This window comes from uncultured Alistipes sp., assembly GCF_963931675.1.
GTDB lineage: Bacteria > Bacteroidota > Bacteroidia > Bacteroidales > Rikenellaceae > Alistipes.
The window spans coordinates 2,738,775-2,763,422 of the sequence record NZ_OZ007039.1 but is presented as its reverse complement, the minus strand read 5'-3'; the positions used below and the strand labels follow the sequence as shown (position 1 = coordinate 2,763,422).

At 62.0% G+C, this 24,648-nt stretch carries 20 protein-coding genes; 4 read left to right on the top strand and 16 right to left on the bottom strand.

All coding sequences use genetic code 11. The features are described 5' to 3' along the window. Window positions 1-131: 131 nt before the first annotated feature. The 3 genes from ABGT65_RS11750 to ABGT65_RS11740 are packed head-to-tail and all read right to left on the bottom strand — an operon-like array spanning window position 132 to window position 2,033. Entirely contained in the window at window positions 132-623 is a 492-nt protein-coding gene (locus ABGT65_RS11750; protein WP_346702385.1) for a methylglyoxal synthase, read from the bottom strand. Window positions 624-640: 17 nt separating this feature from the next. Next, a complete protein-coding gene (locus ABGT65_RS11745; protein ID WP_346702383.1) occupies window positions 641-1,063 on the bottom strand; it encodes a DUF5606 domain-containing protein in 423 nt (140 codons plus the stop codon). Window positions 1,064-1,118: 55 nt separating this feature from the next. Continuing rightward, entirely contained in the window at window positions 1,119-2,033 is a 915-nt protein-coding gene (locus ABGT65_RS11740; RefSeq protein ID WP_346702382.1) for a mechanosensitive ion channel family protein, read from the bottom strand. A 164-nt stretch (window positions 2,034-2,197) separates the two neighbouring features. On the opposite strand from ABGT65_RS11740, the gene serB reads away from it, so the two are divergent. The 3 genes from serB to ABGT65_RS11725 all read left to right on the top strand — a co-directional run bounded on the left by serB (window position 2,198) and on the right by ABGT65_RS11725 (window position 5,183). Further along, window positions 2,198-3,421, top strand: coding sequence for a phosphoserine phosphatase SerB (gene serB, locus ABGT65_RS11735; protein WP_346702380.1), 1,224 nt, complete (start codon window positions 2,198-2,200; stop codon window positions 3,419-3,421). 207 nt (window positions 3,422-3,628) lie between these two features. Then, the gene (locus tag ABGT65_RS11730) at window positions 3,629-4,423 is read left to right on the top strand and encodes a DUF5689 domain-containing protein (RefSeq protein WP_346702378.1); all 795 of its coding nucleotides are present in this window, start codon (window positions 3,629-3,631) and stop codon (window positions 4,421-4,423) included. After that, entirely contained in the window at window positions 4,401-5,183 is a 783-nt protein-coding gene (locus tag ABGT65_RS11725) for a DUF5689 domain-containing protein (RefSeq protein WP_346702376.1), read from the top strand. Before ABGT65_RS11730 ends, ABGT65_RS11725 begins: the two co-directional genes overlap by 23 nt. Before the next feature lie 166 nt (window positions 5,184-5,349). On the opposite strand, the gene obgE is transcribed toward ABGT65_RS11725, so the two are convergent. From obgE to ABGT65_RS11675, 10 genes are all read right to left on the bottom strand, one after another. Then, on the bottom strand, window positions 5,350-6,363 hold the full coding sequence (gene obgE / locus ABGT65_RS11720) for a GTPase ObgE (protein ID WP_346702374.1): 1,014 nt from the start codon (window positions 6,361-6,363) through the stop codon (window positions 5,350-5,352). 252 nt (window positions 6,364-6,615) lie between these two features. Next, window positions 6,616-7,677, bottom strand: a complete 1,062-nt coding sequence (gene leuB / locus ABGT65_RS11715) for a 3-isopropylmalate dehydrogenase (protein ID WP_346702372.1) — start codon at window positions 7,675-7,677, stop codon at window positions 6,616-6,618. Then, window positions 7,646-9,208: an alpha-isopropylmalate synthase regulatory domain-containing protein gene (locus tag ABGT65_RS11710; RefSeq protein ID WP_346702370.1), complete on the bottom strand. Its 1,563-nt coding sequence runs from the start codon at window positions 9,206-9,208 to the stop codon at window positions 7,646-7,648. Before ABGT65_RS11710 ends, leuB begins: the two co-directional genes overlap by 32 nt. 11 nt (window positions 9,209-9,219) lie before the next feature. Beyond that, window positions 9,220-9,813, bottom strand: a complete 594-nt coding sequence (gene leuD, locus ABGT65_RS11705; RefSeq protein WP_346702368.1) for a 3-isopropylmalate dehydratase small subunit — start codon at window positions 9,811-9,813, stop codon at window positions 9,220-9,222. 13 nt (window positions 9,814-9,826) lie between these two features. Then, complete coding sequence (leuC, locus tag ABGT65_RS11700) at window positions 9,827-11,203, bottom strand: 3-isopropylmalate dehydratase large subunit (RefSeq protein ID WP_346703091.1); 1,377 nt, start codon at window positions 11,201-11,203, stop codon at window positions 9,827-9,829. A gap of 4 nt (window positions 11,204-11,207) precedes the next feature. After that, window positions 11,208-12,728 (bottom strand): 2-isopropylmalate synthase, encoded by a 1,521-nt coding sequence (locus tag ABGT65_RS11695; RefSeq protein WP_346702366.1) that lies wholly within the window; start codon window positions 12,726-12,728, stop codon window positions 11,208-11,210. A 339-nt stretch (window positions 12,729-13,067) separates the two neighbouring features. Further along, complete coding sequence (gene ald, locus ABGT65_RS11690; protein ID WP_346702364.1) at window positions 13,068-14,174, bottom strand: alanine dehydrogenase; 1,107 nt, start codon at window positions 14,172-14,174, stop codon at window positions 13,068-13,070. An 87-nt stretch (window positions 14,175-14,261) separates the two neighbouring features. Then, window positions 14,262-16,718: a TonB-dependent receptor gene (locus ABGT65_RS11685; RefSeq protein ID WP_346702362.1), complete on the bottom strand. Its 2,457-nt coding sequence runs from the start codon at window positions 16,716-16,718 to the stop codon at window positions 14,262-14,264. 95 nt (window positions 16,719-16,813) lie between these two features. Then, the gene (locus tag ABGT65_RS11680) at window positions 16,814-17,932 is read right to left on the bottom strand and encodes a porin (protein WP_346702361.1); all 1,119 of its coding nucleotides are present in this window, start codon (window positions 17,930-17,932) and stop codon (window positions 16,814-16,816) included. Window positions 17,933-18,061: 129 nt separating this feature from the next. Next, window positions 18,062-19,513 carry an aminoacyl-histidine dipeptidase gene (locus ABGT65_RS11675; RefSeq protein WP_346702359.1) on the bottom strand — a complete coding sequence of 484 codons (1,452 nt, stop codon included), beginning with the start codon at window positions 19,511-19,513 and terminating at the stop codon, window positions 18,062-18,064. A 65-nt stretch (window positions 19,514-19,578) separates the two neighbouring features. Between ABGT65_RS11675 and ispF the strand changes: the two genes are divergently transcribed. Beyond that, a complete protein-coding gene (gene ispF / locus ABGT65_RS11670) occupies window positions 19,579-20,061 on the top strand; it encodes a 2-C-methyl-D-erythritol 2,4-cyclodiphosphate synthase (protein WP_346702357.1) in 483 nt (160 codons plus the stop codon). 73 nt (window positions 20,062-20,134) lie between these two features. Here ispF and ABGT65_RS11665 read toward each other — a convergent pair whose 3' ends face one another. The 3 genes from ABGT65_RS11665 to ABGT65_RS11655 form a co-directional block, all read right to left on the bottom strand. Further along, window positions 20,135-20,677, bottom strand: a complete 543-nt coding sequence (locus ABGT65_RS11665; RefSeq protein ID WP_346702355.1) for a DUF4251 domain-containing protein — start codon at window positions 20,675-20,677, stop codon at window positions 20,135-20,137. A gap of 209 nt (window positions 20,678-20,886) precedes the next feature. Then, on the bottom strand, window positions 20,887-23,703 hold the full coding sequence (uvrA, locus tag ABGT65_RS11660) for an excinuclease ABC subunit UvrA (RefSeq protein WP_346703090.1): 2,817 nt from the start codon (window positions 23,701-23,703) through the stop codon (window positions 20,887-20,889). Between the two features lie 97 nt (window positions 23,704-23,800). After that, window positions 23,801-24,577: a nitrilase-related carbon-nitrogen hydrolase gene (locus tag ABGT65_RS11655; RefSeq protein ID WP_346702353.1), complete on the bottom strand. Its 777-nt coding sequence runs from the start codon at window positions 24,575-24,577 to the stop codon at window positions 23,801-23,803. Window positions 24,578-24,648: the final 71 nt, after the last annotated feature.

The window sequence follows — 24,648 nt, the reverse complement described above, 5'->3', positions numbered from 1 at the left end:
TCCCCCTCTCCGGAAACCGGAAAAACGAAGGGCCGTTTCTCCTTCCGGGAAACGGCCCTTCGATTATGGCGGCAGGCTCTCGCGTGACGGCACACGCTCGCATGGCGGCAGATTCCCGCCCCGCGCCTGCCCTATTGCAGCACCCGTTCGATGTAGGCCTTGTAGTCCTTCACCTCCGGCCGGTAGTCGTCGTCCTCGAACAGCGGCGACGAGATCAGAAAGTCCGCCGAAGAACGGTTGACGGCCGTCGGAACGTTGTAAAGCGTCGCCAGACGAAGCAAAGCCTTCACATCCACATCGTGCGGCTGCGCCGACATCGGATCCCAGAAGAAGATCAGCGCATGGATCTTCCCGTCGGCAATCATCGACCCCAACTGCTGGTCACCACCCAACGGACCCGATTTCAGCAGCGTGATCTCCAACTCGGGAGCCGTGCCATCCGCGGCCTCGTGCTCCGCATGGTGAGCGCGAAGCGTCTTCTCAACCATCTTGCCCGTCGTTCCCGTACACACCAGATGGTGGCGTCCCAGCTTGTCGCTGTTCCAGTCCACCCACTCCGCCAGGTCGCGCTTCATGTTATCGTGGGCAACCAGCGCCAGAACCCGTTTCATCCGACTTTCCATACGTTTAAAAAATAAGGTTATTTCTCCTCCCCAGCGGCAGCATCCTCGCCCGGAAGCTTGAACTCCGTGAAGCCCACGCTCACCAGCAGGTTATACCACGAGAAGCATTTCTTGATGTCCGAAACATGAACCCGGTCCCGGTCGTACTCCGGAAGAACCTCCGCAAAGGCCGCCTTCAACGCCTCGGGGCTCGACTTCGGATCGATGGCCGGCTGCCCGCCCGTATGTGCGTAGATCCGCGTGAAGACATCCGCCAGCGCAATGTCATCCCCCTCGGTGAACATCGAAATCTCAGACAGCGCACTCACACGGGCATTCGACGAGGCGTTCATCCGACGCCCGTCCAACAGCGACTCAACAATCACTCCCCGCGTCGACTGCGCTACGTATTTATACAAACCGGGTTGGCCCGAAATGGCCAGAATCTCTTTCAGTTCCATAGTCTCTTCTTGATTTGGTTCGACAGCTTATTTGTCCCGAGGGGCTGGCCCTCCGTTAATCGTTTTTCACGTGAACGTCCATCTGCGGGAACGGGAAGTTGATCCCCGCCTTCGGAAGCTCCTTGTAGTAGCGTTCGTTATATTCGAAAAGGACGTTCCAGTAATCCTCGTTCCGTGTCCATACCCGAACCGTCAGGTTCACCGAACTGTCCGCCAGCGCCGCAACCCACACCTCAGGTGCCGGGTCCGGAAGGATCCGGGGATCGCCCTTCAGCATCCCCAGAACTGCCGCCCGCGCCGTATCCACGTCGTCGCCGTAGGAGATCCCGATCGTCCAGTCCACACGCCGGAGTTCCGCAGTCGAATAGTTGTCGATGATCGCCGTCGCGATCGAGTTGTTCGGGATATAGATGGTCTGGTTGTCCGTCGTCGTGATCACCGTCGAGAAGAGCTTGATCTCGCGCACCGTGCCCGACTGTCCCTGCGCCGAAATATAGTCCCCGACCCGGTAGGGCTTCATCAGAAGGATCATAACCCCGCCCGCAAAGTTCTGAGCCGTGCCGCTCAACGCCATACCGATGGCCAGCGTCGCAGCCGAGGCAACCGCAATCAGCGACGTCACGTTCACGCCCAGCGTCGATACCACGATCAGGAGCAGCAGCAGCATGAATACCGCTCGTACCGAACTCCGCGAAAAGGTCCGCAACGACTGGTCCACGTTCCGGCGCTCCATCGCTACGTCCAGCAGCCGGATCAGACGACGCAGGATCCATCGCCCAAGGTAGTAGATGACCAGGGCTATCACGATCTTGACGACAATCCACAGCGACTCCGACAGCAGATTGTGGAGAATCTCTCCGAAATTCAGATTCATCAGGCGGTTGACCGCTTCGGCGAAGTTCGCCTTCTGCACGCTGTCGGGAAGCATGAGCGGAGCTGCGGGAGCATCGGCGGCAAATAGTGTCCACATAATTCTTGTCGTTTAAGGATGGCCCTGCAAAAATGCCTCCGAATTCGCATTTTTTGACTCGCCACAATCCATTTTATCATGCAAAAATAGCCAAAAAATAGAGAACTTTATTAACTTTGTTTATCCTTTTTAAACAAAACATCAAAAACACCCGTCGAGAAACCATGCAGAACAACGTCGAAATTATCCAGATAAACATATCCGGCGAAGACAAGCCCGGGATGACCTCTTCTCTCACGGAGATCCTCGCCCGATACAACGCATTCATCCTCGATATAGGACAGGCGAACATCCACCAGTCCCTCACCCTCGGAATCCTGATCAAAACGACATCCGACAAGTCCGGAAACATCATGAAGGAACTCCTATTCAAGGCTACGGAACTCGGGGTCATGATCCGCTTCACGCCCATCTCCGAGGAGAAATACAACGACTGGGTCGGAAGACAGGGTAAAAACAGATATATCCTTACGCTCCTCGGACGGACCGTTACCGCCCGCCATATCGCCGAAGTCACCAAGGTCGTCACTCAGCACGGACTCAATATCGACGCTATCAAACGTCTCACCGGCCGAATGCCCCTCAAGGAGGACAACCGGGCCGCAAAATCATGTATCGAACTCTCCGTCCGCGGGTCCCTGTCCGACCAGGAGAGAAGCACCATGCACGAGGCTTTCATGAACCTCTCCGAAATCGGGCTCGACGTTTCATTCCAAAAGGATGACATTTACCGCCGCAGCCGCCGGCTCATCTGCTTCGACATGGACTCCACGCTCATCGAAACCGAAGTCATCGACGAACTCGCAGAACGAGCCGGAGTCGGTGATCAGGTCCGCGAAATCACCGCAAGCGCCATGCGTGGAGAAATCGACTTCCGCGAAAGCTTCACCCGCCGCGTCGCGCTCCTCAAGGGCCTCGACGAATCCGTCATGGAGGAGATCGCACACAACCTCCCCATTACCGAGGGCCTCGAACGCATGATGACAATCCTCAAGCGTGTCGGATACAAGACCGCAATCCTCTCCGGAGGGTTCACCTACTTCGGGAACTACCTCCGCCAGAAATACGGTTTCGACTACGTATACGCAAACGAGCTCGAAATCGAAAACGGGAAACTCACCGGACGATACGTCGGGGAGGTCGTCGACGGACGGCGCAAGGCGGAACTTCTCCGCCTGCTCTGTCAGTTCGAGTCGATCAACATCGAACAGTCCGTGGCCGTCGGCGACGGGGCGAACGACCTCCCGATGCTCAACCTTGCGGGGCTCGGAATCGCATTCCATGCAAAACCCAAGGTCAAGGCTACGGCCCGTCAGGCCATCTCAACCATCGGGCTCGATGGAATCCTCTACTTCCTCGGTCTGAAGGATTCGAGAATCGAAGCCTGACCGAGGGGGGGGGCAGTGCAGAGAGTGAGAGGTATGAGGTGAGAGAGGTGAGAAGTGAGTGAGAGAGGTGAAAGATGAGAGACGAGGAGAGAGGAAGCCTGGCCAGGAAGGCGGGCTGTAAAGAGGGAGAGAGGCGAGGAAGGATGCCTGCCCCGGAAAACGGGCTGTAAAGAGGAAGAGAAAAGTGTGATCGGAAAACAAGACTCCATGAAAAATTTCCGAAACTTGTTGCATCGAACCCTTGCGGCGCTCCTGGTCTTCCTGGCCGGAGCCTGTATGGCTGCGTGTTATGACTCCGGATTCGGATCTCCCGGCAAAACGGAGAACGCAGGGCCCGTATCGGAAACCATCGCCAACATCAGAAGCCGATACCTCGGCGTGCCTTTCGCCATTGCCTCGGACATCTCGGTCCGCGGAACCGTCACCAGCTCCGATGCCGCAGAAAACTTCTACCGCACGATCTGCATCGAAGAGAATAGCGCAGCCCTCGAAATCATGGCCGGAATCGACCGGCTGCACAACGATTTCCCGGTCGGATGCCGCGTGACCCTCCACTTGAAGGGACTTACCGCTGCCGAAAGCCGCGGGGTCCTCCAGATAGGGAACCCGTCCGCTCCCGGTAGCGGATACGATACCGACTACATCGGCTCGAAGGCCGCACTGGACAACGTGCTCTCCCGCGACTCCGAAACCCTCTGCCCCATCGATCCCGCCCGCCTCTCGATCCCCGAACTCACACCCGAACGTTGCGGAACCCTCGTGCGGATCGACCGCCTCCGCTATCTCCCCGAAGAGATCACGACCTCCGCATGGGCCGGATACAAACAATTCTCGGATGAATCCGGAAACACCATCTACACCTATGTCCGTACCTATGCCGCATTCGCGGGAAAAGAGGTCCCCACGGAAACCGTCGCCCTGGTCGGAATCCTGCAGTACGACGAGGCCGGGGAGGGTCGGTACATCCTCAAACTGCGCGATGAAAACGATTGTATCCGTTAGCCTGCTGCTCCTCGCCGCCTGCAACACCGCAACCGAGCCCGAATTTCAGGAAACACCCCAGGCGTCGCAACTTTCGATCGCCGGGCTCAAGGCCTTGTGCGACGGTCGGTCCGCTCTCCGGATCTCGCAGGATGCAACCATTCGCGGGCAGGTCGTCGCCAATGACCTCTACGGTGAATTCTCCCGCGAAATCATCCTCCAGGACGACAGCGGAGGCATTGCCATCGCCGTCGAAGGGGATCCGCTGGCAGACCGGTTCCCGTTCGGCGCACGGGTGGAGGTGCGATGCAACGGGCTCGTGCTCACCGACTACGGCGGAAAGGTCGGTCTCGGAACAGAACCCGGCGAATACGGCAGCGGAGTGATTCCGCAGGAGGAGATCGAACGCTATTTTCATTTTCCCGGCACGGATGTCGAGATGCCCCGCAGCGTTCCGCTCGCGTTCGAAGAGGTCGGGAGCCAGCACATCGACACCCGGGTGCGGTTCGAAGGTGTCCGGTTCGTCGAGGCGGGGAAGCCGTGGTGCGACACCGACCCCGAAACCGGACGAACCGTAACCACCGAACGTGAAATCATGGATGCAAACGGAATGCGGTTTCTCGTGAGAACACTCGAAAACTGCGACTATGCCAAGGAACCCCTGCCCGCAGGAAGCGGGACGCTGGGTGGAGTGATCGACTATTTCGGCGGGAAATATGCACTGCGCGTCACCTTTCGGGAGGTGGTATTTTCCGACGAGACGGCGGCAACCGCCCGATAGAAACGGGGGGGGCGGGGGAAACAAAGAAAACGGCAACAGCAACGGAGGCGAAAACAGCCATCCGCGCACGCAAAAGGGAGGGTTGTTGTGCATGGCGGCCCCACTCCACGAAAAACCCGGGACAGAGCCGTCCCGGGTGTGATTCAATGCAAGGGAGGGCATCACGCTACCGTTGCAGCGCCTCCCAAAGCATGTCTTTCAGGGTCTGGATATTCAGGCCCGAAACCGAAGAGATGAAAACCGACGGGACACCCTCCGGCAGGTGCGACCGCATCTCGGCCATCAATTCGTCATCCAGCATGTCGCATTTCGTAATGGCCAGCAGCCGTTCCTTGTCCAGCAGTTCCGGGTTGTACTGCGTCAGCTCGCCGAGCAGGATCTCATAGTCCCGGCGGATATTCCCGCTGTCGGCCGGAATCATGAACAGCAACACCGAATTGCGTTCGATATGCCGCAGAAAGCGCGTTCCAAGCCCCCGGCCCTCGTGCGCACCCTCGATGATGCCCGGGATGTCGGCCATCACGAACGACTTGTGGTCGCGCACCTCGACGATCCCCAGGTTCGGCTCCAGCGTCGTGAAGGCGTAGTTCGCAATCTTGGGCTTCGCGGCCGAGACCACCGACAGCAGGGTCGATTTCCCCGCATTCGGGAACCCCACCAGCCCGACGTCCGCCAGCACCTTCAGCTCCAGCACGAAGGCCCCTTCGTCGCCCTCCTCGCCCGGCTGGGCGTAGCGCGGGGTCTGGTTCGTGGCGCTCTTGAAATGCCAGTTTCCGAGGCCGCCACGGCCCCCTTTCAACAGGACGAGGCGTTCACCGTCTTCGGTCACCTCCCCTACCGGTTCGAGTGCCGTCGTGCCGTCCTCCAGCTCCACCACGCGCCGAGCCACCGTGCCCAGCGGCACCGGAATCACGATGTCCTTCGCATCCTTGCCCGAAGAGCGCGCCCCGGAGCCGTTCTCGCCATCTTCGGCGAACTGGTGGCGCTGGTATTTCAGGTGGATCAGCGTCCAGTACTGTTTGTCGCCCACCAGCACGACGCTGCCCCCCTTGCCGCCGTCGCCGCCGTCCGGCCCCCCGAAGGCCACGAACTTCTCGCGACGGAAGTGTGCCGAGCCCGCTCCGCCGTGCCCCGAACGGGCGAAAATCTTGACGTAATCCACGAAATTCGATCCTGCCATGTCTCTTGTCGATTATCTGCAGCCCGTGATGGTCGGTCGCCGGGCCGCCGTTTTTCCGATGCAAAGATAGTACAAAAAATGCAGACCGCGAAAACGGTCTGCACAAGAGGTTGATTCCGGGCCCGGCCGGTTGCCGGAAAGGAGCGGAAAAAACGGACGCAAAAAGGGCGGTCCGGGCGGTCCGAGCTATCCGGGCGGTCCAGGCAGTTCGGGCGGTCCGGGCGGTCCGGGCGGTCCGGGGCCGTTGGCCCGCTACACGTGCGCCGCGACGTAGTCGCCCACCTCCGAGGTCGTATAACGCCGCGCTTCGGGAGCCGCCAGATCCTCGGTGACAATCCCCGCGGCAAGCGCCGCATTCACCGCATCGCGGACCGCACGGCCCTCGGCGTCGAGACCCAGGTGTTCGAGCAGCATCGCCGCCGAGAGGATCGTCGCCATCGGATTGGCGATATTCCTCCCCGCAGCCTGCGGATACGACCCGTGGATCGGCTCGAACAGGGCCACATCAGCCCCGACACTCGCCGACGATAGCATCCCCAGCGACCCGCTGATGACACTCGCCTCGTCGGTCAGGATGTCCCCGAACATGTTCTCCGTGACGATCACGTCGAAATGCGTCGGCTGGCGGATGATCTGCATCGCCGCGTTGTCCACGAACATGTAGTCCACCTTCACCTCCGGGTATTCGCCCGACAGGCGCTGCGCCGTCTCCCGCCACAGCCGCGAAGTCTCCAGCACGTTCGCCTTGTCGACAACCGTCAGCCGGCGGCGGCGCGCCATTGCCAGCCGGAACGCCACATGCAGCACCCGTTCGATCTCCCCGACCGTATAGGTGCAGGTGTCGAAGGCCCGGCGGCCATCCTCGTCGCGTCCCTGCGGACGCCCGAAATAGATGCCGCCCGTCAACTCCCGCACGCAGATGAAGTCCGTGCCCCGCACCACCTCCGTGCGCAGCGGAGAACGGTCAGCCAACGCCTCGAACAGCGTCACCGGACGCAGATTCGCAAACAGCCCCAGCGACTTGCGCATCCGCAACAGCCCCTGTTCGGGACGCACCTTCGATGTCGGGTCGTTGTCGTACTTCGGGTCCCCGATCGCCCCGAACAGCACCGCATCCGCCGCCAGGCAGATCCGGTGCGTCTCCTCCGGGTAAGGGTCGCCCACGGCGTCGATCGCCGCAGCGCCCACCAGCGCCCGCGTATAGGTGATTCGATGGCCGAAACGTTCGGCAATCCGGTCCAACACCTTCACGGCCTCCGCGATGATTTCGGGGCCGATGCCGTCACCGGGCAACAGTGCAATCTTGATTTCCATGATTCGTATGGTTTGTTTCGATGATATTCAACATTTTGACCGTCGCCTTGATCGCCGCCTCCGTCTGGTCGGCGTCCAGTCCGTGCGTGCGGAACGTGCGCCCCTCCCACTCCCACGTGATGATCGTCTGCACGAAGGCGTCCGTCCGCCCGCCCGGCGGAATCGAGACCGCGTAGTCCCGCAGCATCGGGAACTTCCGGCCCAACTGCTCGCGGTAGATCAACCGCAAAGCCCGCATGAAGGCGTCGTACTGTCCGTCTCCCGCCGAGGTATGCTCGTACTGCTCGCCGTGGATTTCGATCCGCAACGTCGCAACAGGCCGCAAACCCTGTGCCAGCGACAGGCTGTAGTTCAGAATCCGAACCGGTGCGTCCGTCTGGTCGTAGCGAAGCACGTCCGCAATGATGTACGGAAGGTCGTCCAGCGTCACCAGCTCCTTCTTGTCGCTCAGCTCCACGACCCGCTCCGTCACCTTCCGCATCGCCGCCTCGTCCAGGTCGATGCCCAGCACTTCGAGGTTTTTCAGGATGTTCGCCTTCCCCGAGGTCTTGCCCAGGGCATACTCCCGGACCCGGCCGAAGCGCTCCGGAAGCAGTTCGCTGATATAGAGCCCGTTCTTGTTGTCGCCGTCGGCGTGCACCCCCGCGCACTGCGTGAAGACGTTCGCGCCCACGATCGGACGGTTCGTCGGGATGCGAACCCCCGTATAGGACTCCACCGTGCGGCTCACGCGGTAGATTTTCGATTCGTCGATCTCCGTGCGGCACCCCAGCCGGTCGTGAAGAACCGCCACCGTACTCGACAGCGGCGCGTTACCCGCCCGCTCGCCCAACCCGTTGATCGTCACGTGAACGCCCCCGAAGCCCGCTCGAACCGCAGCGGCCGTATTCGCCACCGCCAGGTCGTAATCGTTGTGGGCATGGAAGTCGAAACGAAGCGACGGGTAGCGCGTCGTCATTTCGCGGCAGAAGCGCTCCGTATCATAGGGGTCCAGCACCCCCAGCGTGTCGGGACACATGAACCGCCGCACCGGAAGATCCGCCAGCCCGTCGAGCATCGCATAGACGTAATCCGGCGAATGGCGCATCCCGTTCGACCAGTCTTCGAGGTAGAGGTTCACACCCATCCCCCGCTCCGAGGCCCGCAGGATCTCCGCACGCACGTCCGACAGGTGCTCGGCCGGCGTGCGGCGCAACTGCTCCTCGCAGTGTTTCCGCGAACCCTTGGCCAGCAGGTTTACCACCCGGCAGCCCGCCTGCCAAAGCCATTCGACCGAAACTCCCCCGTCGATGAAACCCAACGCCTCGATCCGATCCGTATATCCCCGTCCCGCGGCCCACTCCGCAATGGCCCGCACGGCACGCTCCTCGCCCTGCGAAACCCGCGCAGAGGCAATCTCGATCCGGTTCACGCAGAGCTCTTCGAGCAGCAGCCGCGCAATCGACAGCTTCTCCCGGGCGTTGAACGAAACGCCCGAGGTCTGTTCGCCGTCGCGCAGCGTCGTATCCAGAATCTCTACCGTGGATTGCATCGCTCCGGAGGTCAGCTGCGGTTCTTCTCGAAGGCGGCGATCTCCGCCGAGATGCTCCGCAGGTAGTCCACGTCGTCGTAGCCGTTCTGCAGGCACCGTTTCTTATAGGCGTCGATCTCGAACGGTGCGCTTGCGCCGCTCGACACGATCGTGAAGCGCTGGTTATCCAGATCGACCGTGAACTGCGCCGACGGGTCGCGGCGGATCTCGTCGAAAATCCCACGCAGGAACGGCTCCTCGACACGGACCGGCAGCAGGCCGTTGTTCAGCGCATTGTTGCGGAAGATGTCCGCAAAGAAACTCGAAACCACGACCCGGAAGCCGTAGTCCGCAATGGCCCATGCCGCGTGCTCGCGCGAACTTCCGCAGCCGAAGTTCCGCCCCGCCACGAGGATCTGCCCCGCATAGCGCGGGTCGTTCAGCGGGAACGTCGCAACGGGACGGTTCGCCGCATCGTAGCGCCAGTCCCGGAAGAGGTTATCCCCGAAGCCCTTGCGTTCGGTGGCTTTCAGAAAGCGCGCCGGGATGATCTGGTCGGTATCTATGTTCTCCACCTCGACGGGCACCGCCCCCGAAGTGAACGTAACGAATTTGGGTATGGACATCTCTTTCGTGGTTTTAAAATCCGAAAAGTTCGCGCGGATCGGTAATGCGACCCGTTACCGCAGCAGCCGCAGCCACCGCTATGCCCGCAAGCATCGTCCGCGCACCGGGACCCTGACGACCCTCGAAGTTGCGGTTCGAAGTCGAAACGCTGTATTTCCCCGACGGAATCTTGTCCGCATTCATCGCCAGGCACGCCGAACAGCCCGGCTGCCGCAGTTCGAAGCCCGCTTCCGCCAGGATCGTGTCCAGACCCTCGGCCCGTGCCTGAGCCTCCACGCCCTTCGAGCCCGGGACGATCCACGCCGTCACGCCTTCGGCCTTCCGGCGCCCCTTGACCAGTCGGGCGAAGCGCCGCAGGTCCTCGATCCGTCCGTTCGTGCAGCTCCCGACGAAAACGTAGTCCACCGGTTTGCCCAGCATCCGTTCGCCGGCCTGGAAGCCCATGTATTCCAGTGCCTTCGGGTCCGCAGCAGCCGGGATCTCACCGTCGATCGCCATGCCCATGCCGGGGTTCGTGCCGTAGGTGATCATCGGGGCGATGTCGGCGGCGTCGAAGCGGTACTCCTTGTCGAACCGGGCGTCCGGATCACTGTACAGCTCCCGCCAGCGCGACACGGCGGCCTCAAAATCCGCGCCCTGCGGCACCCGTTCGCGGCCCCGCAGGTAGGCGAACGTCTTCTCGTCCGGAGCGATCATGCCGCCCCGCGCCCCGCACTCGATGCTCATGTTGCAGACCGTCATCCGACCCTCCATCGACAGCGAGCGGATCGTGCTCCCGGCAAACTCGATGAAGTAGCCCGTACCGCCCGATGCCGTAATCCGCGAGATGATGTAGAGGATCACGTCCTTCGCCTCCACGCCCGGACGCAGCGCCCCGTCGACCGTGATGCGCATCGTACGCGGCTTGGTCTGGATGATGCACTGGCTGGCGAAGACCATCTCCACCTCCGACGTCCCCACGCCGAACGCCACGGCGCCCAGGGCCCCGTGCGTCGACGTATGGCTGTCACCGCAGACGATCGTCATCCCCGGCTGCGTGAAGCCCAGCTCCGGGCCGATGATGTGCACGATCCCCTGGCGCGGGTTCCCCACGCCGAAGTGCTCGATGCCGTACTTCGCGCAGTTCGCCTCCAGCGCCGCCACCTGGCGCCGCGACTCCGGCTCCTCGATCGGCAGATGCTGGTTCAACGTCGGGATGTTGTGGTCCGCCGTCGCCGTGATCTGCGACGGACGGGCCACCCCGATCCCACGCCGGTCCAGCCCCGCAAAGGCGACCGGTGAGGTCACCTCATGGATGTATTGGCGGTCGATGTAGAGCACGCACCGGCCCCCGTCCTCGATACGCACCGTGTGTGCGTCCCAAATCTTGTCCAAAAGCGTCTTTCCCATCATATCACGCCTGCTCTTCCTTGCGTTCCGTAACATTCAAGGCGCGAAGTGCGTCGAGGAACGCCTCGATCGACGCACGCGTCGTATCCGTATGCGCGGCAAAACCGTGGACCGTGCGGTTGCCGCACTCCACCTGAACGTGGACGCGGCCCACGTCGTTCGAACCCCGCGTGATGGCCTGCATCAGAAACTCCGTCAGAACCACCTTCTCGTTGATCAGCGTCTTGATCGCCGAAACCGCTGCATCCACGGGTCCGTTGCCCGTACCGATCGCCATCCGCTCGTGGTCCCCGAACTTCAGTACGACCGTCGCCGTCGGTACCAGCGTCCCGGTCGTCACCTGCAGGAACTTCAACGCAATGGACTGCTGCTTCATCCGATCGATGTCCCCGACCAGGTAGAGCAAATCGTAGTCGTGGATCTCCTTCTTCTTGTCGGCCAGCGCCAGGAACTTCTCGTACGTCGCGTCGATCTCCTCCTGCGTCAGGTCGTAACCCAGCAGTTCGAGACGGTGAACCAGCGCCGCACGTCCGCTCCGCGCCGTCAGCGCAATCACCGACTCGTTCAGCCCGATGTCCTGCGGGTCGATGATCTCGTAGGTCTGACGGGCCTTCAGAACCCCGTCCTGGTGGATCCCCGAGGAGTGCGCGAAGGCATTCCGACCCACAATCGCCTTGTTCGGCTGCACAGGCATGTTCATCAGGCTCGAAACCAGGTGCGAGGCCTTCGTGATCAGGCGCGAGTTGATCCCCGTGTCGATCGCCACGTCCTTGTGGCAGCGCAACGTCATCACAACCTCTTCGAGCGACGTGTTGCCCGCACGCTCCCCGATGCCGTTGATCGTCACCTCAGCCTGACGCGCCCCGTTCAGAATGCCGCTCAGCGTATTGGCCGTAGCCATCCCCAAGTCGTTGTGGCAGTGCGTCGAGATAATGGCCCGGTCGATGTTCGGCACGTGATCCACGAGGTACTTGATCTTCGCCCCGTATTCGTTCGGAAGGCAGTAGCCCGTCGTGTCGGGGATGTTCACCACCGTGGCGCCCGCGGCAATCACAGCCTCCACGACCCGGGCCAGGTACACCGGATCCGCACGGCCCGCATCCTCGGCGTAGAACTCCACATCCTCGACATAACGCTTCGCGTATTTCACCGCCGCGATCGCCCGTTCGAGAATCTGCTCCGGATTGGAACGGAGCTTGTCATAGATATGCTGCGGCGAAACCCCGATGCCCGTGTGGATCCGCTTCCGCTTCGCAAGCCGAAGCGCATCGGCCGCCACGTCGATATCCTTCTCGACGGCCCGCGTCAGCGCACAGATCGTCGGCTCCGATACCGCCTTCGATATTTCAAGCACCGAATTGAAATCTCCGGGACTCGAAATCGGAAAACCCGCTTCGATGATATCCACGCCCAAAGCCTCCAGCAACTTGGCGACCTCGATCTTCTCCGTGGTGTTCAACTGGCAACCGGGAACCTGCTCCCCGTCGCGCAAGGTCGTGTCGAAAATGTACAGTCTTTCACTCATAACTCGAACCTCCGTTATTATAGGGTAAAAATTTCAGTGACGCCGCCCCACGATCCCGTGCGGAAAACGCCACCGCTTAACGCTCTTGCAGCTGTTTTTTCGCCTGTATGCTTACAATTCGTAACCCAAACCAGCCTTCGGCCTTGAAAGCCCGCCCGTTTGCGTCCGTTTTCATGTCAGTCCGAAAGGTTCCCGGGTCCCATAACAGGCTCGTTCTTTGGCAAATATAATCATTTTTTAAGATTTTCAAAAACAAAATACGCAAATTTCATCCTTTCATACGGCAGCGGCCCCCCGAGTCCGGAACTCGGAGGGCCGCAAATCGCCCCACATCCGCCGTTACAACGCCAACGGTTCGTAAGGAAGATCCCACGCCTCGGCAACCGGCCGGTAGACCGTCTTTCCCGAAACGATGTTCAGGCCCAGGGCCAGTTCCGCATTCTCGCGCGCCGCACGACGCCAGCCCTTGTCGGCCAGTTGCAGCACGTAGGGCAACGTCGCGTTTGTCAGCGCAAGCGTCGACGTCCGCGGAACCGCGCCCGGAATATTCGCCACGCAATAGTGCAGGATCCCGTCCACGTAGTAGACCGGGTCCTCGTGCGTCGTCGGGTGCGAAGTCTCGAAGCAGCCCCCCTGGTCGATCGCAACGTCAACCATCACCGTCCCCGGCTCCATCAGTTTCAGCATCTCCCGCGTAACCAGTTTCGGGGCCTTCGCGCCCGGAATCAGCACCGAACCGATCACCAGATCGGCGTGTTTCAACTCCTCGCGGATGTTGTACTCCGACGACATGAGCGTCTTCACGTTCTTCGGCATCACGTCCGCCAGGTAGGTCAGACGCTGCAGCGAGATGTCGCAGATCGTCACGTCAGCGCCCGTTCCCGCAGCCGTCCGCGCCGCAGCCGTACCCACGACCCCCGCGCCGATCACGAAGACCTTTGCAGGCTTCACGCCCGGAACGCCGCCCAGCAGAACCCCCTTGCCGCCCCGCGGCTTCTCCAGAAAATATCGCCCCTCCTGCGCGGCCATTCGCCCCGCAACCTCCGACATCGGGATCAGCAGCGGAAGCGACCCGTCGGCCCGCTCGACCGTCTCGTATGCACAGCAAACCGCACCGCTGTCGAGCATCGCGTGCGTCAGCGGTTCGCTGCTCGCAAAGTGGAAGTAGGTGAAAACCAACTGGTCGCGGCGGATCAACTTATACTCCGGGGCAATCGGTTCCTTGACCTTCACGATCATCTCCGCACGCGCGTAGACATCCTCGATCGTCGGCAACAGTTCGGCGCCGACCGCCGTATAGGCCGCATCCGGAAAACCGCTGTTCTCTCCGGCCGTAGCCTGCACATACACTTGGTGTCCCCGCTTCACGAGCTCCTGGACCCCCGCCGGGGTCAGACCAACGCGATTCTCGTTGTTCTTGATCTCTTTTGGAATTCCGACAATCATGGGTTGAAGTTTTTAAGGTTTTACCCCAACAAAATACGAATTCGAAACCAAAATCCCAAAAAATTTCGAGATTTTTCGCGCTCCCTTTCAGAACCGGTACGAAACCGTAAGGTAGAACGTCCGCGGAAGCAGATAGGTATAGCGCGTGGCGTGGGGCGTGTAATAGCAGGTGTCGCCCGACGAGATCCGCCGAACCCGGAGCGATTCGTAACCGTTGTAAACGATGTCGGAATCCCCTAACAGGTTCTTCAGCAGCAGCGAAACCGTCAGCCGCGAGCGCTCGAACCAGAAACTCTTGAACAGCGAGGCATCCAGCGTCAGCGCATCCGCAAGCCGTTCCTGCTCCGTAAACGACGCGAAGGCCTCCCGGGTAATGCCGGTCTGAGACGCCAGGCGGTCCGTGCGCCGGAGCGGCATCGCCTCCACAAAGCGTCGGCCCGCATAGCCCACCGAGGCGCGAACGCCCCACCCTTTTCCGCCGAACCACGCCAGTTCGGACGCCGCGGTCACCTGCGGGGCCCCGCCCACCTCGCAACCGCCCATCCGGCTCCGCGATCCCCGGTCGACTGCCGTGTTGTCCACGTCCGAAAGGACCGTCACAACCGGATCCCGGACATAGCGGTAACGGCCCGCCGAAGCCGCCAGCGTCAACAGCCAGCGATCCGAAAGCCGGATGTCGGCAGCGGCCTCAATCCCGTACGAGGCGGTTCCGATGCCCGTCACCGCCATGTCGCAATAGACATACGAGAGGTCGTCGTAGTAGCGGCGGGTCTCCGCGCCGTCGAGTGTCAGCACCGCAAAAAGCGTCGCCTGGAAATCCACGACCGGACCCGTCATGCGCCAGGTCGCCTCGCCCGCGAAGGTTCGTTCCAGAACGGGATTCTCAAGCGTGCGGTTGTTGTAGAGCGGCTGGTAGAAGAGATCCCCGGCATCGGGCGTGCGGGCCGCAGCCAGCAGCGACAGCCCGACGTATTGGCGCGGCGTGAAGGACCAACCGCAGGTGGCCCGCAGCGTGTAGGGCGCAAAGCGAAGCACCCGCGAACGCCCGCAGGACTGGCTCCCCGGAAAGAGCTCCTTCTCGTAGTGGCCCCGGCGGTTCACCGCAGAACTCCCCAGCGACACCCAGACGTCCCCTCGGAAGCGGTCCGAGCGGTAGTCCGTCTGGAAAAACAGATGCCCCGAGCGCGCCGACAGCGTATAGTCGTAGCCGAAACGGTCGCCCTCGCGGATCGTCCGGTCCGGATGCCGCAAGTTGTTCTGAAGCTGGTTGCCGTAGGTGTCGTCGTCGATCAGGTACTGGTCGATGTCCGTAATATAACCCGCTCCCAGCAGGTCCCGCATCTCCTTGTAATGACGGCGGTCGTCGAGGCGCAGCTCCACGCCGTAACGGAGTGTCAGCCGCCGGTTCACATCCGTCTCGAAACAGGCGTAGAGCCCCAGATTGCAAAGTCGCTCCACACGGTCTTCCAGCGCATAGACCGCATGTCCACCCGCCATCCGGTTCTGGTGGATCAACTCGTCCCAGTCGATCTGCGTATAGTGCGGATCCCCCGCAAGCCACGCCTCCTCGGTCGCCCGGTCGCCGGTATGGCTCGGCAGGTAGCGGTAGTTGTCCGGCATCGGCGTCCGGGCGTCGTACCACCCCAGCGAACTGTAGCGGTTCGTGCCCGTCTCCGCACCGAGTGCCGCCGAAACCGTCGTCGAGGGCGCAAGCCGCCGCTCCCACGTCACAACCGTCAGCGGAAGCGTCTCACGCCGAACCCGCGAATTGCGCACGCGGCCTTCCTGGAAGCCCCAGGCCGGATTGTAGAGACGGTCGCCCGTCAGCGTGAAGGCCTCCTCCGAAGTCGAGAGGCGCGTGCCCCGCGCCGAGACCGGAACGATGCAGAGCAGCGACAGGGTGCCCTCATCGCCAGACTCCCCGAACGGGCGCCACAGGCGGAAACCGCCCGTCACGGCATTCGTGAAGACCCCCTCGACCCGCAGGTCGCGGCCCGTGCGGAAATCCGCGGCGGCCGAAAGGTGCCACGTCCGCCCCAGGCGGGTCGTCCCCGCCAGCCGGGCCCCGAAACGGTAGTTGCGGTCGGCAAAACGCGCCGAAACCAGGTAGGGTTGCAACGGCTCCCCGGCCGGAAAGCGGACCAGGGTCGCTCCACCAGCCCCGGCCCTCAGACCCGGAACCGGCTGCAGGCCCGGAGTGCGCGTCTCCTCGGCCCCGAGCAATCGCAAAAGCGTGAGGTAACGATACGAAAGGTCGATTCCCGAAAGGGCCGTGCGTTCGGTGTCGTAGTCCAGCCCCCGGCGTCGGGCGGCAACATCCGGCAGCGTGAAGTCGGTATGTTCGCCGTAGAGGTCCGCCGTGCCCTGCACCGCCCGGTAGAAGAGCGCCGTATCGGTCGTGAGAAGCGGACGGCGCTCCTCCCGTTCGGCATAGGGATAATATTCGTCGTCGGAATACGGTTGCGCCGCGGCCACGCCGTGCAGAAACAGCGCCGCCAGGCAGGCGCAAAGCGGAAGGAAGCGGCAAAAAAGCCCGTTCGACATATTCCGTAAACTTTTTTCTGATACAAAGTTAACAAAACAGGCCGACGATGGAACGGTCCGGGCAATTTTCTGCACCGAGCCTCAGCAGCGGATCATCAAAAGCGGATCATGAACTCCGCCACGACCTTGTCCTGTTCGGAGAGGGCCGGAGTGGCCGTCCGGCGGTAGAAATAGGCTTCGTAGTTGAGCCGCAGGTCCGCCCGGAAGGGAAGGCCCAGGCTCAGCGTCACACCGCCCGTCACGCGGTGGCGCTCCGGGTCGTCCAGCACGAGCCGCCCCGTCGTCGGGTCGGCGATACCCGTGCTGTGGTCCGACATGTAGTCGTAGCGCGCCAGGATCGAGATCTGACGCAGGCCCCGGCAGTTCCGAAGCGGCAGATTCCGGCAAATGAACGCATCCACCACGTTCACCCCCTCGAAGGCATCCTTGGCGTAGTTCTTCCGGAGGTACTCCGCCTCGATGTGCCACAGCGGATTCTCGTAGTAGGCCCCCACGTCGTACATATGGATGTCCACGATGTCCGGATGCGTCTTCTGGATGCTCAGCGCAAGGTTCACCCGGTCGGCAAACTTTATCTGAGCCTTGGCCGAGTAGTTGAACGACCGCGTCCAGAAATCCTTCTGGTCCGTCAGTCCCGAACCGTTGAAAAGACCCCCTTCCAGCGTTACAGGGACCTCACGGCCGAACGTCCAGCCCAGCGTCGCACCCACATCGCGCACGTTCCCGGCCTGTTTGGCAATGAACGACCGGTTGGCGAAATACTGCTGGTGCGGCGAGCGGTGCGCGTCGATCGTGAACGGGACGCGCATCTGGCCGATCGTCACCCGCAGGCGCCGGTCCAGCAGATTCAAACGGCCATAGGCGTCGAGCATCTTGATCGCTCCCTCGTCCGAAAGGTCGATCTCCGCCTTGTAGTCCACCACCCGGGTCACGCTTCCCGAAACGCTGAAACGCGCATTGCGCACCTGGAAACGACTCTGCCCCAAGTCGGGCTGGTATTCGAATTTTGCACGGACGGTCCCGTGCAACTGAACCGTAAAGACCGGTTCGGATGCCCGGCTCCGGATGCCGTCCGGCCTCGCCGACGCAAGCGTCTGGGCGCTCCGGCAGCTATCCGCCCCATCGGCGAAAACAGGACCCGAAACCGGCAGCAGCAGACCGGACAAAACAAGCGGCCGGATCAGTTTGGGAAGAAGGTTTCTCATCTTCGACATGGACGTGGGTTTCGGCGCAAAGGTCTGAAACATTGACTGCGAAACCGAAACTTTTCTGTTACATTTTCATGAAAATCAGCGGGACGGCAGACGATTCCGGAGCCGCGAAAACGGCGCCGCAGCCTCCCCTTACAGGTTCTTCAGCGTCTCGCACAGCAGCGACCAGAACTTCGGCACCGTGGCGATCTCCAGCCGCTCGTCCGGCGAGTGAACGCCCCGCAGCGTCGGGCCGAACGACACCATCTCCAGATCGGGGTACTTTTCCAGGAAGAGTCCGCACTCCAGGCCCGCATGGATCGCACGCACCTTCGGCTTCGTCGAAAAGAGCCGCTCGTAGGCCGCTTCGGTCACCTTCAGCAGCGCCGAATCGGGATTCGGCGTCCAGCCCGGGTAACCGTCCGAGTGCGCCACGTCGGCGCCCGCCAGAGCGAAGACCGACTCGACCATCTGCATCACGTAGGTCTTGGCACTCTCCACCGACGACCGCTGCGACGACGTCACCACGATGCGGTCCCGCCCCTCGAACTTCACCGATGCGAGGTTCGTCGAGGTCTCCACCAGCCCCGGAACCGCAAACGACATGGAAACCACCCCGTTGGGCACGCCCACCAGCGAGTAGACCAGTCCGAACTGCGTCCGCGCGTCGAGCACCTCCTCGACCTCCGGCATCTCGTTCAGCGTGATCCTGAAGTTCGGTTCCCGGAAGCGGAACTCCGCCTCAAGGTCCGCGGCGAACAGCCGGTAGCGCTTCACGAAATCATCCTTCAGGCGCGCCGGGACCCCGAAAATCGCATAGGCTTCGCGCGGTATCGCGTTGCGCAGGTTCCCGCCGTTGAAGTAGCTCAGGCGCAGCTCGCAGGACTGCATCCCGTCCCACAGCAGCCGCGCAACCGTCTTGTTCGAGTTGACGCGCCCCTTGTCGATGTCGTCGCCCGAGTGGCCGCCCTGCAGGTCGGAAACATCCACCCGGAAAAAGGCGTAGTTCTTCGGCGCCGGTTCCATCGTGCCGTGGAACGTCGCAATCGTATCGATACCCCCGGCGCAGCCGATAAACAATTCGCCCTCGTCCTCCGAATCGAGGTTGATGAGGTACTTGCCCGTAAGCATCCCCTCGCCCAGTTCGAAGGCTCCCGTGAGGCCCGTCTCCTCGTCCACCGTGAAGAGCGCCTCCAGCGGCCCGTGCTGCACATCCGGGTCCAGCAGCACGGCCAGCGCCGCAGCCATCCCGATCCCGCAGTCGGCACCCAGCGTCGTGCCCTCGGCCTTCACCCACTCGCCGTCGATCCGCGGACGGATCGCGTCGTGCTCGAAATCGAACTCCACGTCCGAATTCTTCTCGCACACCATATCCATGTGCGACTGGAGGATCACCCCCGGGTGTGTCTCGTAGCCCGGCGTCGCAGGCTTGCGCATCACCACGTTTCCGATGGCGTCCTTCTTATATTCGATGTTGTGCCGCCGGGCGAAATCAACCAGAAATTCGATGATCCTGCCCTCCTTCTTCGAGGGGCGAGGAACCCGCGTGATCGCATCGAACTGCTCCCACACCAGGCGCGGTTCCAAAGTAGAGATTGCTGACATAGGCTTCATGTATTTTTGCAAAGTTACGCTTTTTTCCCTATTTTGGCAACTCAAAATCTCACGTTATGACGGATTTCAGAATCGGACACGGTTACGACGTACACGCCCTGGCCGACGGCCTGCGGCTCGTGCTCGGAGGCGTCGAGATCCCCCACACCAAAGGGTGCGTCGCCCATTCGGACGGCGATGTCGCCATTCACGCCCTCTGCGACGCCTTGCTCGGCGCCGCAGCGCTCGGGGATATTGGGCTCCACTTCCCCGACTCCGCGGATGAGTTCCGCGGAATAGACTCCCGGGTCCTCCTGCGGCGCGTCGCGGCGCTCCTCCGCGAAAAGGGGTACAAAATAGGCAATGTCGACTGCACGATCCAAATGCAGCGGCCCAAACTCCGCCCCTACATCGACCGGATGCGCGAAGTGATGGCCGCGGACCTCGGAATCGGCGCCGACCGCGTCTCGGTCAAGGCCACAACCACCGAACGGCTCGGATTCGAAGGCCGCGAGGAGGGCGTATCGGTCTCGGCCGTGGCGCTCATCTTCCGGCCTTGACCGAGGCGGATCGCAAACCGTAAAAAAAGCCTCTCCGAACTCCGGAGAGGCTTTTTCACGCGGTCGGCGCCGATCAGTACAGCTGCGAGATCGTTCCCGAATACTGGACCGGGCTGTACCACGGATTCGTGATCGTCAGGTTCGCACCGCCCGTCCGCGAGTAGATCTCGAACGTGAACGTGTAGGTCGACGCCGAGAACAGCGACGTCGAGAAGGTCACCATCCATCCTTCGTGCGTCTGCTCGGTCGTATAACCCTGCAGATTCGAAACCGTATAGTTCAGAATCGTCGTGTAATAGGGAGGTACATATCCCTTGATGTAGGGAAGGCAGATGTCCACCGTCCCGTCCCAGATCCCCACGTTGAACGTCGGGTTCATGATCTGGCGCATCGGGCCCGCCGGCTGACGCTGCATCGTCTGCGGGTTGAACTGGAAATTCCGAGACAGAATGGTCGAATCCATCGTCTTTTCATAGTTGGCGATACGTTCCGCACGCCGTTGCTCGCGCACTTCACGACGCTCCTCCTTCGGCGAGAGGACCTTCTTCTGTCCGATCACGGTGACGGCCCCCGCAAACAGCAGAAGGCCCGCTACAATAATGGCTGTTTTTTTCATGGCACATCAGGTTTTGTACCGGCCATGAACACAAAATCGATGCCGCAGGCAAACCCGGAGGCCCGGAACGCAAACTAACGCCCGCACGGGCAGAACTACCTGCAAAAACGGCCTGGAACTCCACTGTCCGGGGAATCCGGGCTGTGGAGCAGCCGTTCTCTCCCGCAAAAAAGACCGGACGGCACAGCGTGCCGCCCGGATACCCGAAATCAAAGGCCCATCTGCTTCAGGAACTGGCCCGTATAGCTCCGTTCGCATTGGGCCACCTCGTGCGGCGTGCCCTCGGCGATGATCTCGCCACCCGCAACGCCACCCTCCGGGCCGATGTCGATCAGGTGGTCGGCAACCTTCACCACATCGAGGTTGTGCTCGATGACGATCACCGTATTCCCCCGGTCGACCAGTTTGTTCAGCACGTCGAGCAGCAGCCGGATATCCTCGAAGTGGAGCCCCGTCGTCGGCTCGTCCAATATATAAAGGGTGCGGCCCGTATCGCGCTTCGACAGCTCCGCCGAGAGCTTGATCCGCTGGCTCTCGCCCCCCGACAGCGTCGTACAGGGCTGGCCCAGCGTCAGGTAACCCAGTCCCACGTCCTGGATCGCCTTCAGTTTCTGGTAGATCGTCGGGATGTTCTCGAAGAACTCCACCGCCATGTTCACCGTCATGTTCAGCACGTCGTCGATGTTCTTCCCCTTGTAGCGCACTTCGAGCGTCTCGCGGTTGTAGCGGTGGCCGCCGCACGCCTTGCAACGCACGTAGACGTCCGGCAGGAAATTCATCTCGATGGTCTGCACGCCCGCACCCCGGCACTCCTCGCACCGGCCCCCCTTCACGTTGAACGAGAAGCGGCCTGCCTTGAAGCCCCGGATCTGCGCGTCGGGCGTCATCTCGAACAGCTTGCGGATGTCCGCAAAGACATTCGAATAGGTCGCCGGGTTCGAGCGCGGCGTGCGGCCGATCGGCGACTGGTCCACGACCACCAGTTTGTCGATATGCTCGATCCCCTCGATCGAATCGTATTCCAGCGGCTGGTCCAGCGACCGGTAGAGCGCTTTCGAAAGGATCGGACGCAGCGTCTCGTTCACCAAGGTCGACTTCCCCGATCCGCTCACACCCGTCACGCAGATGAGTTTCCCCAGCGGGAAGCGCACCGTAACGTTCTTGAGATTGTTGCCCCGCGCCCCCCGGATCGTGATCGCCTCGCCCGTGCCCGGGCGCAGGGTCTCCGGAATCTCGATCCGGCGCCGGCCCGTCAGGTAGTCGGCCGTGATGGTATTCGCCTTCAGGATGTCGTCGAACCGCCCCGCGGCTACGATCAGTCCGCCCCGGCGCCCCGCCTTCGGGCCCACGTCCACGATGAAGTCCGCGGCATGCATCATCTCCTCGTCGTGCTCCACGACGATCACCGAGTTCCCGGCGTCGCGAAGCTCCTCGAGGCTCCGGATCAGCCGCCGGTTGTCGCGCTGGTGCAGGCCGATCGAGGGCTCGTCCAGGATGTAAAGCACGTTCACCAGTTTCGAGCCGATCTGCGTCGCCAGCCGGATCCGCTGGCTCTCGCCCCCCGACAGCGACCGCGACGACCGCGCCAGCGACAGGTAGCCCAAGCCTACGTCCATCAGGAAGCGAAGACGCTCCGAAATCTCCTTGACGATCTCCTGCGCGATCTTCCACTCCTTGTCGCTCATCGCCCCGCGCAGCGTCGGAACCCATTCCGAGAACTCCGCAATCGACATCGCCGAGACCTCCGCGATGTTCTTCCCCGCGATGCGGAACTGCAACGCCTCCTTCTTGAGCCGCGTGCCCCCGCAGACCGAGCATTTCCGGTAGACAAGGAACTGCTCGCGCCACTTCTGACCCCGTTTCGAGTCGTCGTCCTCCGTGCGGCCAATGTACTCCGCGACGCCCTCCCACGAGAGGAACTGGCGCCCGCCCGAGGAGCTGAACTCCGTGAGGTCGACCGTCAAAGGCTCCGAATCGCCGTACAGCACCGCGTTGAGCGCCTCCTCCGAAAAACTATCCAGCGGATCGTCCAGCGTGAAGTCGTAGCGACGCCCCAGCATCTCCAGCGTTGCGAAAAGCATGTTGTTGCGGTATTTGCCCAGCGGCTCAACGGCCCCCTCGCGCAGCGAAAGCCGCATGTCGGGGATGATCTTCCCCAGGTCGAAGACCGCCTCCTCGCCCAGCCCGTTGCAGTGCGGACAGGCGCCCTTCGGCGAGTTGAACGAGAAGGTATGCGGAGCCGGGTCCTCGAACGCGATGCCCGTCGTCGGGCACATCAGGTGCCGCGAATAGAAGCGCTGCTGTTCGGTCCCGTAGTCGTAGACCGCCATCGTACCCTTGCCCTGGCGCATCGACTCCTTGAGCGAGGTCATCAGCCGGTCGCGGGACTCCTCCCCCACGATCAGCCGGTCGACAACCAGGTCGATCGTGTGGATCTTGTAGCGGTCGAGGCGCATCCCCGAGGAAATCTCCCGGATCTCACCGTCGATGCGTGCGTAGATGTAGCCCTTCTTGGCCAGCGACTCGAACAGTTCGCGGTAGTGGCCCTTGCGGCCCTTCACCACCGGCGCCATCAGCGCAATGCGGCGCCCGGCAAAGCCTTCGAGGATCAGTTCCACGATCCGGTCATCCGTGTAGTGGACCATCTCCTCGCCCGTCACCGGCGAGTAGGCCCGCGACGCCCGCGCGTAGAGCAGGCGCAGGAAGTCGTTGATCTCCGTCACGGTCCCCACCGTCGAGCGCGGGTTCTTGTTCGTGGTCTTCTGCTCGATGGCAACCACCGGGCTCAGACCCGAAATCTTGTCCACGTCGGGGCGCTCCATCGTCCCCACGAACTGCCGCGCATAGGTCGACAGCGTCTCCATGTAGCGCCGCTGCCCCTCCGCATAGATCGTATCGAAGGCCAGCGACGACTTCCCCGAGCCCGAAAGGCCCGTGATCACCACCAACTTGCGGCGCGGAATCTCCAGATCCACGTTCTTCAGGTTGTGGACCCGCGCGCCCTCTATCTTGATCGTCTCCTCCATATCGGAATCCAAAAAACACCCCGTTCACTCCCGCGCACAAGACTTCATGCCCCTCGGGGTCGGGGAATCGTGCAAAGATACGATATTTTCTCCGATTTTATTGCGTCAGCACAAAGTCGTCCGCCTCGCGCCACGTCGGAAAACGATCCCGGAAGGCCCGCTGCTCCTCCGGCAGAAAACGAACCGTGCGGCACGTCTCCTCCGTCGCCGTGGCCTCCGCACGGAAGCGCCCGAAGCAGTCGATGACCGCAGAACCGCCCCCGTAACGCCCTGCGGCATCCTCGCCGCAGAAGTTCGAACCCACGATCCACGCCTGGTTCTCCAGCGCCCGGGCGCACAGCAGCGTCCGCCATACGTCGCGCCGCGACTCAGGCCACGCCGCACTGCACAGAATCACGTCGTAGTCGCCCCGGCAGCGGCTCCAGACCGGAAACCGAAGGTCGTAGCAGAGAAGCGGCAGAAACCGAACGCCCCGGTATTCGATCACCGTGCGCTGCGTCCCGCGGCTGAACGCCTCCGCCTCCCCGCCCGGACGGAACAGGTGGCGCTTGTCGTAGTACGACACCTCGCCCGAAGGGTGTGCGAAGATCAGCCGGTTGCGGAAGCCCTCCGCCGTCCGGATCGCCACGCTCCCCACGACCGCCTTCCCGCTCCTTGATGCCCACGACCGCAGCGAGGTGACGATCGCCCCCTCCATCGGCTGCGAAACAGCCCCGGCATCCGTCCGGAAGCCCGTGGCGAACATCTCCGGAAGAAGCACCAGATCCCCCGGAGCACGCTCCACCACCTCCCCCAGTGCGGAAAGCGACCGGTAGCGGACCAGGCCGGCGTCCAGTTGCAGAAAACTCAATTCGAGACCAGTTCGGGAATTCATCGTGCACGTCGTTTTTCTTACGTCCGGAGCAACGGCTCCGGATCTCCGTAAAGATACGGTTTTCTCCGCAA

Bases quoted from the DNA above. Each gene is read 5' to 3' on its own strand.
- ABGT65_RS11750 (WP_346702385.1), bottom strand. From the start codon at position 623: ATGGAAAGTCGGATGAAACGGGTTCTGGCGCTGGTTGCCCACGATAAC.
- ABGT65_RS11745 (WP_346702383.1), bottom strand. From the start codon at position 1,063: ATGGAACTGAAAGAGATTCTGGCCATTTCGGGCCAACCCGGTTTGTAT.
- ABGT65_RS11740 (WP_346702382.1), bottom strand. From the start codon at position 2,033: ATGTGGACACTATTTGCCGCCGATGCTCCCGCAGCTCCGCTCATGCTT.
- serB (WP_346702380.1), top strand. From the start codon at position 2,198: ATGCAGAACAACGTCGAAATTATCCAGATAAACATATCCGGCGAAGAC.
- ABGT65_RS11730 (WP_346702378.1), top strand. From the start codon at position 3,629: ATGAAAAATTTCCGAAACTTGTTGCATCGAACCCTTGCGGCGCTCCTG.
- ABGT65_RS11725 (WP_346702376.1), top strand. From the start codon at position 4,401: ATGAAAACGATTGTATCCGTTAGCCTGCTGCTCCTCGCCGCCTGCAAC.
- obgE (WP_346702374.1), bottom strand. From the start codon at position 6,363: ATGGCAGGATCGAATTTCGTGGATTACGTCAAGATTTTCGCCCGTTCG.
- leuB (WP_346702372.1), bottom strand. From the start codon at position 7,677: ATGGAAATCAAGATTGCACTGTTGCCCGGTGACGGCATCGGCCCCGAA.
- ABGT65_RS11710 (WP_346702370.1), bottom strand. From the start codon at position 9,208: ATGCAATCCACGGTAGAGATTCTGGATACGACGCTGCGCGACGGCGAA.
- leuD (WP_346702368.1), bottom strand. From the start codon at position 9,813: ATGTCCATACCCAAATTCGTTACGTTCACTTCGGGGGCGGTGCCCGTC.
- leuC (WP_346703091.1), bottom strand. From the start codon at position 11,203: ATGGGAAAGACGCTTTTGGACAAGATTTGGGACGCACACACGGTGCGT.
- ABGT65_RS11695 (WP_346702366.1), bottom strand. From the start codon at position 12,728: ATGAGTGAAAGACTGTACATTTTCGACACGACCTTGCGCGACGGGGAG.
- ald (WP_346702364.1), bottom strand. From the start codon at position 14,174: ATGATTGTCGGAATTCCAAAAGAGATCAAGAACAACGAGAATCGCGTT.
- ABGT65_RS11685 (WP_346702362.1), bottom strand. From the start codon at position 16,718: ATGTCGAACGGGCTTTTTTGCCGCTTCCTTCCGCTTTGCGCCTGCCTG.
- ABGT65_RS11680 (WP_346702361.1), bottom strand. From the start codon at position 17,932: ATGTCGAAGATGAGAAACCTTCTTCCCAAACTGATCCGGCCGCTTGTT.
- ABGT65_RS11675 (WP_346702359.1), bottom strand. From the start codon at position 19,513: ATGTCAGCAATCTCTACTTTGGAACCGCGCCTGGTGTGGGAGCAGTTC.
- ispF (WP_346702357.1), top strand. From the start codon at position 19,579: ATGACGGATTTCAGAATCGGACACGGTTACGACGTACACGCCCTGGCC.
- ABGT65_RS11665 (WP_346702355.1), bottom strand. From the start codon at position 20,677: ATGAAAAAAACAGCCATTATTGTAGCGGGCCTTCTGCTGTTTGCGGGG.
- uvrA (WP_346703090.1), bottom strand. From the start codon at position 23,703: ATGGAGGAGACGATCAAGATAGAGGGCGCGCGGGTCCACAACCTGAAG.
- ABGT65_RS11655 (WP_346702353.1), bottom strand. From the start codon at position 24,577: ATGAATTCCCGAACTGGTCTCGAATTGAGTTTTCTGCAACTGGACGCC.